We start from the raw sequence: 15717 nt of genomic DNA, 5'->3' as shown, positions 1-15717 counted from the left end.
TATTACCAGTTTTTGTTTTTATATCCTTAATTAGCAACTCATTTAATGGAATTTTGGGTGCGACTCTTATAATATTTTGATTTACCTGAATATGATTAAGTTCATATTTGACAAACCTTTTTGAAAATACCTCCAATATCGAATATTGACAAATGATTTACTCGGGCAAAAGTAAACTTAACTCATTTTACAAAAATATAATTTTAAGAAACAGACCAAAAATACTTTTGATGTATTTTCTTTCGCTTGAATCAAACATTAGGTGAACAACTATATTGGGGGCTGTAGGAATTTCTGGTATAGGTTTCTTATTTGAATTGTATCAATCAAGAAATGAATTTCTTTCTGTGACTATTTTATATATGTTTATTTTGATTCTTTCTCTTGAAATGATAATGTTATTGTTTAATAAATTTCTATTTAATAATTTTAAATTAAATATTAATTCAAATATTATTAACAATATTAATTATCGTAAACTACAGATTGTTTTAGTTATTTTATTTATTGTGACTTTAATACTCTCAATTAATATTATTAGAGAATTTGAATTTAAATCTATAAACTTCAATAATTTTTTTAGGACTTTATATAGATTTTTCAATCCTAATTTTAGTGACTTTAATAAATTAGAATTAAACGGATGATTTTGAACATTAAAAATCATTAAACAGTCATATGTTTGTTTGGTAATTTCAATATTTTTTAGTCTTATTTATTCTGTTTTTATGTCAGAAAAAATAAATAGTTGATTTGTTTCCTATATATTCAAAACTATTCTTTCTTTTTTTAGAATGTTGCCTTCAATTTTCATATTTTACCTATTAAATATATTTTTAGATAGTATTGGCGCAATGACCTGAACACTTGCTTTTGCATCTTTCAGAGGTTTAACCAAATATATTTCCGAAAGCATAAATTCAATAGATATAAAATACTTTGAATACTATAAAATAATGAAAAAAAATAAATTTTATATATATAGAAAATTGATCTTGCCTTACATAAAAAAGGATCTGATAAGTTACATTCAACTTGAATTTGAAAATATCTGCAAAGATAGCTTATTCTATGGAGCTTTTACTGGTTGAGGTTTGGGTAACTTGTATATTATTTATGATAAAAAAGATAGTATTGAAAAAATATCAGCTATTCTAATTCCTATAACTCTTTTATTTGTTCTCTTTGAATTAATTTCTATATATTTTAGAAGAACACGAAGATAGCTAAGTCACTTAATGTGGCTTTTAATTTATAAAAAATCACGAAATTAATCGTGATAATTTATTATTTTTTCCCATAATTATATTTTTCATACAATTCAGGATTATTTATTTGTAAGTAGTGTTTTGCTACTTTTCTATCAATCAATACTTCAGCAATTTTTTGAGGATTTATGTTCATGTTTTGTCTGTCATTTTCTGTTGTCATAGACATTAGAGCTCTATATTCTTTTTCAATTTCACCATCTTTAAGAGTTATTTTTAATGATCTTGGTAATCATGAACGAATAAAATTCATTTTAAATGCTTTTAATGTTTGATTTTTAAATTGATCGTAATGTTCATTTTTGATTTCTTCAATTTCTTTTTCACTCATTTGTGTATTATTAAATTTGAATTGAGATATAAAATCTTGAATTCTTCTATGAATCTCTGAATCAATCAACTCTTTAGGTTCATCTTTTGAAATATCAATTTGTTTTTCAAACTCTTGATAGATAGAAAGAGCATAATTGTGTAATTCTTTATTAAACAATTGTTCCACAACAGTTGAAACAATGAATTTTCTAGCATCATCTCTATTTTTTATTTCAGGTACTCCAATAAGTGATGCATTTTCATCGTTAATGGGCATATTTTGAGTTTGTCTTACTCTCAAAACATCAACTCCATATTCCTTATTATCGATTGTAATCTCAACATGCGAACCAACTTTAGCACCTTCAAGCGCTGCATCCAATTCTTTAAGTAAAGGATCTTTATCTCCATCTGTATTATAAATGTATTCACTATTCGATGATAAGTTTGATTGTCTATCTAAAATTTTTACTAAAACTAAATCGTTTTTTTCAAGAATTTTATCTTTCTTATCAATTTTAAATGCATAAGAATTCATAAATGAATCAATGAATGGTTGAATTTGAGGAGTTTCTTCTAGTTTGTCATTAATTTTGTATTCAGGATGTACATTTGAATTATCAAATCTTTCTAATTCATCAATGTAAAAGAAATGTAATTCTGCAGTACATTCTTCAATTTTTGAAACAACATTTTTGACAATTGGTGAGAAATAAATTCTACTATAGTCAGTTGAAAATTCTCTAAAACATTCACCAATTTGGTTTGAAATAAAATTTGATGTTGCAATACCTAAGATGTCATTTTGATTAAAATCTTTTCTACCTGAACTTTGTAAATAATCTGTAGCGTTTTTTTGTTCAGCTAGTCAATCATTAATATTTGCATCAATTCTTTTAACTAAAACTTTTTTATTTTCCATTTTTACTCCACTTCAACTGGTACGCCATTTCAAATTAAATAATTAATAGCTTCACCAATTGCATCATCTTCATGATCACCAATAACAAAATCCGCAGCTTGTTTTGCATCTTTTGTAGCGTTACCCATAGCAATACCAATTCCACATTTAGTTAACATTTCTGTGTCATTGCCACTATCACCAAATGCAATAACGTCTTCTATTTTTAGATTTAATTGTTGACAAAGGTATAGTAAACCTTGAAATTTTGAAATTCCTTTTTTATTAACATCAGTATAAACTGAGTTTGTTAAAACAACTTGATATTTATCACCAAGAATTCTTTGCATTTCCTTTGTATTTTTCTCTGCTTTATTTCTTGGGCTTCTTATTGCAACTTGAGTAATTGATGCATTTTCCTCTTCTAGAGCAACTCTAACTTGTTCTTCGGTAAATCTGTTTAAAATTGCAAGATCCATAGTTTCATTTTCAAGCCATGAAGGTAATTCACTTCCATCATTTGAAAAAATAATCGTCCCATTAAAAGCGTCAGTATCTACAGAAAAAATCAATTCTTCTTCTTTAGCTTTTTGAAGCATTGCTTCAAATGCATCCATACCAATAGAACCTAAAATTGTAGTTTCATTTTTTTTAAGGTCAAAAGTTAAAGCACCATTCGAACAAACTAAATAATCGATATATTTTAATACCCCATTATTAATTAAAGGGATAACTTTTAATAAACCCCTTCCAGTTGCAATTACGTTTGTTGAACCAAATCTTTTAGCCTCCATTAACATTTTTTCAGTTTCTGGGTGAAGAGTATTATCTTTTCTTAAAATTGTTCCATCTAGATCAAAAGCTAAAACTTTATTAGCTAATCCTTTTTTCTTTCTTCTAACAACTGGCATTAATTTTCAACCTTTCTTTTAAGTGTTGGGAATAAAAGAACATCTCTAATTGAAGTTTTTTCAGTAAATAACATACATAATCTATCAATACCAATTCCACAACCACCAGCAGGAGGCATTCCATATTCTAAAGCTTCAATAAAATCATAATCAATATCACTCGCTTCATCATTTCCTTTATTTTTTTCTTCAAGTTGGAGTTCAAATCTTCCGAGTTGATCGATAGGATCATGAAGCTCAGTATACATATTTGCATATTCTTTTGTGTTGATGAATAATTCAGCTCTTTCAGTAAATCTTGGATCTTTACCTTTAGCTGTTAAAGGTGAGATTTCTATTGGGTGTCCATACACAAATGTTGGTTGAATTAATGTTTCTTCGATTAAAACTTCAAAAAGCTCATTAATAATATGACCAATTGTGAAGTATTTTTCAACTTTAACTTTGTGTTTTTTAGCTACTTCAACCGCTTCTTCAAAACTAATTTCTCTAAAATTGTGACCTGTTGCTTTTGAAACTGCATCAACCATATCGATTCTATTAAACGGTTTAGTTAAATCAATTTCAACATCTCCATTCATAACTTTTTCTTTTCCAAGTTTTTTTGCAATTTGCTTAAACAATGTTTCTGTACGTTCCATCATTCCATCTAAGTTTGAATAAGCTTCATAAAATTCGATACTTGTAAATTCAGGATTATGAGTTGTGTCAATTCCTTCATTTCTAAAGATTCTACCTATTTCGTAAACACGATCTCAACCACCAACAAGTAATTTCTTAAGTGGTACTTCTGTTGCGATTCTTAAAACAAAATCTTGTGTTAAAGCGTTATGGAATGTTTTGAATGGTCTTGCTGATGCCCCAGAAATATAGTGATGTAAAATAGGTGTTTCAACTTCAATATATTCTAAATTATCGAAATATCTTCTGATTTCACTGATAATTCTGCTTCTTGTTAAAAGTGCTGTTCTACTGTCATGATTCATGATCATGTCAACATATCTTCTTCTGTATCTTTCTTCAACGTCGGTTAATCCATGGAATTTTTCTGGAAGTGGTCTAAGTGATTTGGTTAATAATTTTAAGTCACTTGTTCTGACTGAAACTTCACCAGTGTGAGTTTTCATAACAGTTCCTTCAATATAAACAATATCACCTAAATCAAGTGTGTTAACTAATTTTGCTAATTCTACATGTTCTTTTTTGTTAAAGTAAGATTGAATTCTACCGTGATAATCTTGAAGTACAATGAATGGACCTCTCATTGTCATAATTCTTCCAGCGATAGCAGTAGAAATATTTTGAGATTCTAATTCTTCTTTGGATATATCTTCATATTTTTTAGCTAATTGATCACTGTATTCAATATCTTTTAAGTCATAAGCTAATTTAAAAGCTTCAATATTGTTATCTTTATAAAAATCTAATTTTTTTCTTCTGATCAATTCTTGTTCAGTGTATTTAAAACTCATATTTTTCCTTTCAAATAATAAGTATATTAATTATATATATTTATTTTGTTTTTTAATACCCTAGTTTAAGCAAAATATGTATTTTTCTATTGCAAATAAGTTTAATTAAACAAAAACACAACTATCGTTGTGCTTCGCTTTATAATTGTTTTAATTCACTTGGATGTATTTTATTTGCATTTCTTTTATCGCTAGTGATTTTTCCATTTTCAACTCTAATAATTCTATCTGCTATTGGCATCATTGATGGATTATGCGAAACCATCACAATTGTTGTTCCTTCATTTTTATTAATGTCATATAAATTCGAAAGTACAATCCTTGTAGTGTTTTCATCAAGAGCTCCGGTTGGTTCATCAGCAAAAATTAATTCTGCATTTTTAGCCAAAGCTCTTAAAATAGAAATCCGTTGTTGTTGACCACCAGACATTTGGGCTGGATATTTATCTTTAACTTCATAAATTTCATATTGTTTGAAAAGTTCATTAATGTCTTTTTGTTTTTCTTTATTTTTTTGAAGATAAAGTCCAGTTTCAACATTATCATAACCAGTAAGATTTTCTAGTAAATTATAATTTTGGAAAATAAATGAAACATGTTTTCGTCTAAATAAGGTTAATTGATTGTCGCTTAAATAAGGTAAATTATTATCACAAACGATAACATCTCCATGACTAGGACGATCTAAACCACTAATTAAGTTTAGTAAAGTACTTTTTCCTGAACCAGATTTTCCATAAATTATTATAAATTCACCTTTTTTAATCTCTAAATCTACTTCATTTAGGACTTTAGTTACTGTGTTACCAGATAGGTAATATTTACTAACTTTTTGGACTTCAATAATGTTATTGTTATTATTTTTCTTATTTTTATTTGAATCTTTTTTACGTTTTGAATTAGTTGCTTTTTTAAGTAGTTTAGCAACTTTATTACTAACAACATGTTCTTTGTCTTTAATTTCATTATTAATGTAATCAAATACATTATTTTTGTTAATTTTTATATTTTTCTTAAAATTAAACATTATTTTCCTTTCAATAATTCTACTGGTTTTATACTATTTATGTGTTTTCATGATGCAAATGTTGTAATTGCAAAAACACCAAAAATAATTACTAATGTGTAAATAACCTGCATAATTCCTAATTTTATTGGAACAGCTATAGCTGCAATCTGAATTAATAAATTACTAAATATGTTAATAATAATTAGCGAGAATGGAATTGCAATTAATGTTGAAATAATAATAAATGGAATAAATATTGAGAAGAACATTATAATTTTTTCTTTTTGGCTATATCCTAAAATAGACCAAATTGCTATATTCTTCTTATTTTCATTAATTAAAATATGTGAAATTATGACAATAATAGTCATTGTAATAATTAAACCTAAACTGATAATAATGGTTGATAAACTTTCCATGTTACTTGAAATTGACTTAGTAAATGACACTTCAATATCTTTAGACTCTAAAGAAGAAGCTGTAGACATGTATAGTCAACCATCAAAAATTGCGGAATATTTATCAATTGAAGTTTCAGGATTACTTCTTAGGTTGTTAAATACTGTTTCATAGTTATTTGATGAACCAGCACTTAAAAACATAGCCACATCTTCTTTTGAATTTCCAGCAGAAATCATAACTCCTTTTTCACCGAATAAGTTATCATAAATTTCTTGTTTTTCTTTTAAGTCAAGATTATTAACATCATAAGTTGAAAGACCAGCTCAATAACCTGAAGGAGAATAAAGTGATGTGGAACCTAGAATTTGAGTAGCTTTATCTGAAGAAGAAAGAATCCCGTTGAATGGTTGGTCATATCTAAATTTCATTTTATCAAGCCCGGTAATTCTATCTGCGTCCTTTTTAGAAATGACAAATTCTTGATTGATGTAAGTTTCACTAATTCCAATAACTTTAAATTTGTAAGTTGTTGAAGGTTTACTATAGTTAGAATTTGCCGATTCATTTATTTTATAGGTATATCTGTCAATATGATTTAATACATTTAATTCAATTATTGAATCAATACCTAAATTAAATTTCTTAGAACTTACATGGTTAATTACAAGTGGAATATATCTAGCATCTTCAAAATTATTTAATTTTTCAATAAGATCATCGCCACTTGAATTTGTTATTTTAACTAATTTTGAATTTTGATCATATCCATACAATTTAATTGATTCACTGTTTATTTCACTTGAAACATAAGTGTATTTTTCGTCATATTTTTCATCAAAATAAATTCCACCAAATGAAATCAAGAAATCTTCTAATTCTTTTTCTTTAATTTTGTTATATGCATTAACTAAAAATTCTCTATATTCTTCTCTTAAATTTTTAGTTGTTATTTGTTTAATGTCATATTCTTTAGTCTTATTGTTTCATTCATAATACATGAATTTTGAGTCTGTAATAACTGTTTTGTTTGGTATGTAGTGGAAGAAATTTAATTCTTTAGTAGTTTTTTCAAAATCCACTTGACCTTCATTATTAATAACTAATCCCTCTTGAGTTAATTCAAGTTCTTTCCCAATTTTATCTCTTATTAAATTAATTCTTGATTTTTGTGAATCTGGCATTGAGTTGTATGCAATTGATCAAGGATCAGCGGCAATTCCTGAATCCACTTTAATATTAACTGAGAATTGAGAAAGAATGTGTGATGTAAACTCATCTGGATCACCGTTTTTTTCGCCATAATTAATTATTGAAGAATAACCCGGTCTAAAATAATCTGCATAATTTCTTTTTAATTCAACTCCTTCACCAAGTGGCACGTAAATTGACTTGTCTAAATCATCAATATTAAATGGATGAATTGCTCCACCTTGAGCCGTCGGAGTTTCTAAATCATATTTGAATTTATAATGTCTATTTTGGTAAGTTTTTTGAATCGACTTATCAAATACATTAAAGGTAGATAATCCAAATATTACTGTAATTCCTGTGAGTATTATACTTAATGCAAATGACATTAATTTTCAAAAGCTGTTGAACAATAATGAACCACTGAATCTAACTTTAACATTATTTTTCTTAAATAATTGTTGGAATTTCTTTTGTTTTTGACCAATTTTAATTTCAGTGATACCAGACATTAAATCAATCGCTTTATAACGTAATGAAATCAATGAAATTAATACAATTAATATTGACATTCCAATAAATGGAACAATAATTGTTAAAGCAAAACTTAAGAATGAGAATTTATATGGACTAGGAGGCAATGTTCAATAAGAACTGAAAATCTTACCAATTGGCTCTTGTAAAATAAATCCAATAATATATCCCGATATACCACCAATTAATGCTGTAAACATGGCGAAAACAGTAAATGAAATAGATAATTGTAATGTTGAATAACCTTGTGCTACCAAGATACCAATAACTTTGTTTTTATTATTAATATATCTTCTAATAATAAAAACAATTGAAGTAGAAACCAAAACTAATAGAACTGTAAGAATTATATTTGAAACATTTTGAATTGAACTAATTAAACCTGATAGAATACTTACTCTAAGAGCTCTTTCTGGGTTTATCGGGTCAGTTTCTGTAGCTTCATAAACTCTTTTTATCGCTGTATTTTTGCTCTCTAAATTATTATTAACAATATTGGTTACTTGTTCTTTTAATTCAGAAGTTTTCATTTCTTCGGGTGTTTTGATTAATAAATATTCCTTGACCACATTACCTTGATATGCAAATCTAACTCTATCAAATCCATTTTCATTAACATAAATTAAGGCTTGATTTTTTGTATCTACTTGAATATTGTTTTCATCAATTACTGGATATAAGTAGTCTGCTGTAATATCTTCACCAATAATAATAAATTTAATTCCATTAACATCAATTAAGAATTTTGAATCTAGTTTGTTAATTAATCTCTCAATTTCAGTTGGAGTGTCAGGTATTTTACCTTCATAAATTGCTTTATTGTTATTTATTAAGAATGAATAATTTACTTTTGCTACATATGAACTTGTGTCATTGAATTTGATAACGTTTTCATCATATGTTTCAATAGTAATTGAATTTAAAGTGTCTAAGAAAAGTTTGGTAATATCGATATCAAAGAATATGAATTGTCCTATAAACTCAGACATTTTAATATTTAGGGTATTATCGATAATTAAATCAATTTCACTTTCATGTTCAATTAAAGTATTTAATGGTTTTTCATTTTTAAATAGTAGTGAAAATGCATCAGAATCAGACTTAACCAATTCTTCAAAGTTTATTATTTTATTTTGAATAAATCAGGCTAAATTGCCTAAAGAATCTTGATTTATTTCACTGTTTGAATTTTCAGTAAATAACCAAATTAATAATTCCGGCGTCAAGTTTCTTAAAATCGGATCTAATAAAATAGAATTTATACCAAAAAGAGTAGTAATTTCAGTTGTCTCTTCATTTTCAAAAATAATCTTAAAAATGTCCTTATTATTATAAAGTTCGTCTTTTATTAAATCACCATTAATTAGATTTCTAATGATTTGTGTTAATAATGCTTCACCATTTTGTCTATAGTATTTATCAGATGAAGCTATATAACTAAACATTCTTGTTATTTCTTTTTTATTTTCTAAAATAAATGACTTAAATTTAACATTATTATTAACGAAATTATTTAAATCCACATTAGTTAATGTACCATTTTCTTCCTTAAAGAATAATTCGATCATTCCGTTTAAGTCGACAATAGAACGAGAAACTGCAAAATCAGCACTTTCAGGTAGCGGTATATTCGATAAAGTTGGATTTAATAATTTTTTATCATTGAAATATTCAATAATTTCTTTTTTGTTTGCAAAACTTAATAAATTATTTGCAAATCTAATTTTTTCATTTTTAGAATAAATATTCTCATCTAACATGAAAATTTCAAATCATAATTTAAATAAATTTAACCCATCTAAACCATAACTAAACTCAGTTGTTGCATTATAAGGAATAATTTTATTTAATAATCCACTAATGATCGTTCAATAAGTATTTGAATCTTCGTGGTCAATTCCTAAACCAAAATTGTAGTTTACTAAATATCTTGATAGGTTCGCAACATTCATTTCACTTGAAAAATTAACTTTATTTCTGTCAAGTTTAATCATTTGAATAACTTGATTAAACTTTTTTGAAAATTCATTAAATTCGCCTTTGTTAGTTACATTATATTTTTCTAAAAATTCCTTTTCTAAATAATTTAAATCTTTAATTGAATTAAAGTTATTTGGGATTTTTTCAAAAATTATAACATCTTTTTCAAAGTTACGTAATTTTACAGAATCAAAACTACCAGAATTAAAAATTTTAATTAAATCGAAGAAATCTAATTTTTCATTATCGGCTGAAGGAATTAATAATTTGTTATTTTCATCAATATTGATAACAGTATTTTTTGATGAAATATTCAATCCTTCAATTATTAAATTTTTAATTAATTTATTCGAACCAGGTATCGAAAATAAAGCTTTTAAAGATGATTTTAATATATCTGATGTCTTAAATGAATAAATAGCATAGTTACGTTTAGTTGTTTGGTATTCTTCTAAGCTTTTATTGTATGTTACTAATTCATCGGTTATTTTATAGATATTTAAACTTTTTCTCAATTCTGATGAAAAAATATTAAAGTCAAATATTTCTAAAATTTGAGCGATCATTAATTTGAAACTATTGAATTTTTCTGTATTTTCAGGGTCAAAAATTCTTGTTTCTGAAAAGACTGATTTTACAATTGTTTTTATATTTTCAGGCAATAAATCAAGAATTCTATTTAAGAATATATTATTTTCTTTGTTAACAAACATATTTTCATCTAAATTATTTAATATGTTAACAAGTGAATTTTTAACAGTTGTTTGATTTAAAGACTCTAATAAATAGACTATTATTTGAGATGAACTTAATTTAATTTGTAATTCTTCATTATCAATATTAATGGTTTTATTGTGCTCGCCACTATTATAAAAGTCCATAATCTTACTTGTAAAAGTTTTAAAGTCAAATGAAAGAATTATATTACTCAAACAATCTAAAACAATTTTTGGATCTTTAGATAAATTAACTAATTCTGATGGACTAAAATATTTTTCAAAATTTAGTCCAAAGAATTTATTAACAAACTCATATAAGTTTTGAATTTGTTTCGTTAAATATTCTTTTTGTTCATTTACAGTATTGAAATTGTTTATTTTTAGTTTTATATTATTAAATATTCCATTAATAATTACTGATAAATAATCTCCGTTTTTTGTTTGTGTAAGATTATAAATTAAAGAAAAGATTGTTTTAGGTAAAGTTTCGGTACTTGCTTTTCCAGTAAATAACTTGTATAAATCATTTTCGTTTAAAGCTTTTTTTAGAGATTCCATAAACACAGACATTGATTCTTTAGATATGTAGCCTTGACGAACTAAATCACTATCTAATAGAACTTTTTCAATTGAATCAATAAATATATTTAAAGTTTGTTTATTTAATGCTTCGTCTACGATATCAGCATTAGGAACAACATACCCTAAAGGTAGAGACATTGTGTTCTTGAATGAATTGTCACTTTTGGCTCATCCATTTGGATTAATGTATGAAGTTTTTAAGGTTCAATTTTGACTAATCATTAAATCTATAATGTCATTATCATTTCAATAAATAGAATTATGATTATTAAACACAACATTTTTTCAAATTATTTCATCATTAACTTTGTTTTGTTTAACAACGATAATTTTATTTGAATCAGATGCAAAACCGTATTCATTAAATTTATTTATATCTATTTCCTCTTTATCAAAATTAGAAAATTTAAAAACCTTTGCGTTTATTTTCTTAAGATCTCCGTTGTTTGGATTAAAAATTTCAATATCACCTATTTCATTATCTACAATTACATAATCTGGATCGATATTAAAACCTTGATTTAGGTATTTTATTAATAAACCTGACACATAAACAGGTAACTGTTTACTTTTGAAAAATTTATTTTGACCTTCGTTTATAAAATTAATTGATGTTTTTTGATAAAACTCATTATAAAGTTTTCCAACGTTTAATTCAACGCCATTAACAACATTGTTTTTATCACCAATATTGATGAAGTTAAATGAATTTTTTTGATTAGTTTTTTCATCAACTGCATCAACAGTTAATGTTTGTCTATAACCTATATTCGATTCTTTTACTATGTCACCAACTTTAGTGATTAACCTTTTTTTAGTGATAACTAATGATCCGTTTTTGATTCTATTAAAAGTATCATCCTTAATATTTTGGTTATTTATACCGATTAGTTCATCATAAATTTTTTCTTCAGAAATGTTTTCTATTTGTTTGATTGTTTTTGTTCCAGAATAATTAAATTTTTTATAATCAATTGATTGATTTTGTGAATCTTTAGGAGCAATTATAAGATCTAGATCCAAATCTTCCTTCGAAATTTTAGAAGTTAAATCTGAGGTCTTAATAGTTTTAATGTAATTTCCATTCTTATCAAAGAAATCTGTTAAAATTTCATCTTTCTTTTGTCAAAAAGAAAAATCTCTCAAGTCTTTTGGTATTTCTAAATTATTTTTGTTTATTTGGTCTTCAATATATGTTTTATAATCACCAGTTCATTTTTCCCTATTAATTTCATCATATGTGATTGTGTAATTTCATCTATTAAAATAAGAGTAAATGTTATTTTTAGTCACTCATTGATTTGGTAAATTGAACTTTATGTTTTGTGGAAAACTAAATAAAATTTGTTGTTTAAATTCTGAAATGCTATTTTTATTCAAATCTCCAAACAAAATTGAATTATTAATTATAAAATTTTTAATTTTATTTTCATCTGTATTTGAATAAATCCCTCTATTTATTAATTTAGTTAAATTAGAAGTGAAAATGTGATCGCTGTTGTTAAATTCTTCAAATCCTAGAAATGAAGTTAATTCTTTAGTTTCGACCTTATAAGCTTGATTTAAGTTATCTCATTTTTTACCTTTTATAAAATCGAATGTAGCTTCAAAAGTATTGATATTTATAAATAAGGTTGAAAATTCTGAAGCTATTAATGAATTATCATCTTTCACTATTATTTTAGCAATATCATTCAATGTGTAAATTTTGTCAAGATAAATATTTGAATCTGAATTTATTTTTTGAGTTTTTGTAACTAGTTCGAAGTTATTGTTTTGCTTGTAAAATAAGTCAAAATTATATTCATCATTGAATAAAATTGTTTTAGAATTTTCATTAATATCAAATAAAACTTTATTTTGTGTTTTATTGTTATAAAAGACATTAAAAAATTTAGATAGATCATCTTTTTTAAGATATAAATTTTTATATTGTTCAGATAATTCTTTAAAAATAGAAAGATTAATATAATCATTATCTTCATTCAAAAGTGAAACACCATACTCAACTTTTAAATAATTTGTACTATCAAAATATCTGATTGGTTCATTATAATCAGTTGGTATAATAACACTATTTTGATCATTACCATTTATGTAATAACCATTATTATAAGCACTACCATTTGAAGGAATGTTTAAATCAAGTGTTAAATCGTGTAATTTAGATATTTTAAGTCTTTCATTATATTCATCTGTCATAGATTTTGTTATATCACTAGTAAAAGTAAAAACTGATGAAGATAAAAATACAAGGATAGTTAGACCTGTTATAGTAACTTTATTTTTAGAAAGCGATCTAAGAGTTTCTTTAAATAAATTCTTCATAATTCTCCTATTTATAAATTTAAATAATTATAAAGATTTTTGAAGAAATTACCCTTTTTATAGAAATAAAAAATTACGGAAAATCCGTAATTCTATTATTCTTCCACACTTTTTATTAAATCATCAATGCTTATTTTCTCTTCTTTGCCTTCAACAATCTCTTCTTCAGGATCATCAGGTAATTTAAGATTTTTAGCAATATAATCAATTTCTTCAGAAACAATAGTTTCTTTTTGTAATAATCTTTCTTTAATAAGTTCTAATAATTGTCTGTTCTCTTGAATTGTTTTTGTTGCTAATTCTAAAGCATTACCAATTATTTTTCTTACTTCTAAGTCAATTTCATGTCCTATTTTTGAACTATAATTGCTGTTTGTTGCTAATGTTCTACCAAGGAAAGGACTTCCTTCGTCATTTTCATATTTGACTGGACCAAGATCACTCATACCATATTGTGTAACCATTTTTCTAGCAATATTAGTAGCTCTATCGATGTCACTACCAGCCCCAGTTGAAATATTTTCTTGACCATAAATGATAGATTCAGCAGCACGACCACCCATATAACTTGCAATTGTAGCAAGTAATTCACTCTTAGTCATGTTGTATTTTTCTTCCTCGGGAATAATTAAGTTATAACCACCTGCATCACCACGAGGAACAATAGTGATTTTTTGAACTTTACTTGCTGAAGGGATCTTAATACCAACAACAGCATGTCCAGCTTCATGGTACGCAACCATTGTTTGTTCTTCTTTTGTAATGACTCTAGTTTTCTTAGCTGGCCCTGACATTACACGGTCAATAGCTTCATCTAAAATTGCTAAAGTTATTTTGTTTGAGTTTTCTCTAACAGATAATAAAGTTGCTTCATTAATAACATTTTCTAATTGAGCACCAGAATATCCAGGTGTTCTTTTCGCGATATTTTTAAAATCAACATTTGCGTCAAATCTCTTACCTTTTGCATGCAATTTCAAGATTTCTTCACGTTCTTTAACATTTGGCAATCCAACAGTAATAGTTCTATCGAATCTACCTGGACGAGTTAAAGCGGGATCAAGAACATCAACACGGTTTGTTGCAGCAATGTATAAGATACCAGCATTTGATTCCATACCGTCCATTTCAACAAGTAATTGGTTCAATGTTTGTTCACGTTCATCGTGACCACCACCAATACCACTTCCTCTTGTTCTACCGATTGCATCTAATTCATCAATAAAAATAATGGCAGCTGGATTCTTTCTTGCTTCAGCGACAACCTGTCTAACTCTTTTTGCACCAAGACCAACAAACATTTCAACAAAACTTGAAGCTGATATATAGTAAAAAGGTACATTTGCTTCACCAGCAGTTGCTTTAGCAATAAGTGTTTTACCTGTACCTGGAGGACCTCCTAATAAAATACCATGAGGCATTCTCGCTCCAGAATCTTTATATTTTTTTGGGTTCTTTAAATAGTCTACAATTTCTTTAATTTCCTCAATAGGTTCTTGATTTCCGGCAACATCTTTGAATTTTTTATCAGAGATAATTTTTTGAGCTGGACTTTTATCACCTAGAATTCCTGATCCACCAGCACCTGAATTCATTTTAAACATTGATCAAACAGAAAATCCAACTATACCCACAATTAATATGGTAGGTAAAAGAGTGATGAATCAACCAACTATTGTAGGAGTTGGTTTAGGAACTGCTTGACTAATGTCAAAAGTTTTGTTTGATGCTTCATAAAGTAAATCAGCAAAACTTAAACCATTAAAATCATGACCATTAAAAATACTTATGTAGTTTTGAAGAGCACCGCCAGCTCTATAATGTAATTCAACACCTTCTTTAACATAAGTTCAAGTAGTTAGATTTGTTGATGGGTCATAAACAATATTTTTAATTGTGTTTTTATCACTAGCACCAAGCTTAAGAATTTCTTGAAGTTGTTTTATCAATTCACCAAAAGTCGAATCTCTATAGACTGAAAATTTTAATAAATCCAATAGAATTCATGCAGCGATTCCTAAAAGAAGTATTACCAATATGCTGTAGCCTCAGATTTTTCTTTGGTTTGGCTTATTATTTTTCATTCTTTCCTTTCTTTAATATAGTATTTT

General features: G+C 26.1%; 7 protein-coding genes. 1 reads left to right on the top strand and 6 read right to left on the bottom strand.

Translation table 4 applies throughout. The features are described 5' to 3' along the window. The first annotated feature begins 107 nt into the window (after window positions 1-107). Window positions 108-1226, top strand: a complete 1119-nt coding sequence (locus FRW55_RS03630; RefSeq protein WP_146368770.1) for an ABC transporter permease subunit — start codon at window positions 108-110, stop codon at window positions 1224-1226. Window positions 1227-1287: 61 nt separating this feature from the next. Here FRW55_RS03630 and FRW55_RS03625 read toward each other — a convergent pair whose 3' ends face one another. The 6 genes from FRW55_RS03625 to ftsH all read right to left on the bottom strand — a co-directional run bounded on the left by FRW55_RS03625 (window position 1288) and on the right by ftsH (window position 15690). Further along, window positions 1288-2502 (bottom strand): trigger factor-related chaperone, encoded by a 1215-nt coding sequence (locus tag FRW55_RS03625; protein WP_146368769.1) that lies wholly within the window; start codon window positions 2500-2502, stop codon window positions 1288-1290. Between the two features lie 2 nt (window positions 2503-2504). Then, window positions 2505-3392, bottom strand: coding sequence for an HAD family hydrolase (locus FRW55_RS03620; protein WP_146368768.1), 888 nt, complete (start codon window positions 3390-3392; stop codon window positions 2505-2507). After that, complete coding sequence (lysS, locus tag FRW55_RS03615; protein WP_146368767.1) at window positions 3392-4864, bottom strand: lysine--tRNA ligase; 1473 nt, start codon at window positions 4862-4864, stop codon at window positions 3392-3394. Before lysS ends, FRW55_RS03620 begins: the two co-directional genes overlap by 1 nt. A 139-nt stretch (window positions 4865-5003) precedes the next feature. Next, on the bottom strand, window positions 5004-5891 hold the full coding sequence (locus FRW55_RS03610; RefSeq protein ID WP_146368766.1) for an ABC transporter ATP-binding protein: 888 nt from the start codon (window positions 5889-5891) through the stop codon (window positions 5004-5006). Next, window positions 5891-13606: an ABC transporter permease gene (locus FRW55_RS03605; protein ID WP_146368765.1), complete on the bottom strand. Its 7716-nt coding sequence runs from the start codon at window positions 13604-13606 to the stop codon at window positions 5891-5893. The genes FRW55_RS03610 and FRW55_RS03605 overlap by 1 nt, the downstream gene beginning before the upstream one ends. A gap of 95 nt (window positions 13607-13701) precedes the next feature. Continuing rightward, on the bottom strand, window positions 13702-15690 hold the full coding sequence (ftsH, locus tag FRW55_RS03600; RefSeq protein WP_146368764.1) for an ATP-dependent zinc metalloprotease FtsH: 1989 nt from the start codon (window positions 15688-15690) through the stop codon (window positions 13702-13704). Window positions 15691-15717 lie beyond the last annotated feature (27 nt).

The sequence above is a fragment of the Mycoplasma anserisalpingitidis genome, assembly GCF_007859615.1.
Lineage (GTDB): Bacteria > Bacillota_I > Bacilli_A > Mycoplasmatales > Metamycoplasmataceae > Mycoplasmopsis > Mycoplasmopsis anserisalpingitidis.
This window is presented reverse-complemented; position numbering and strand designations above follow the sequence as displayed.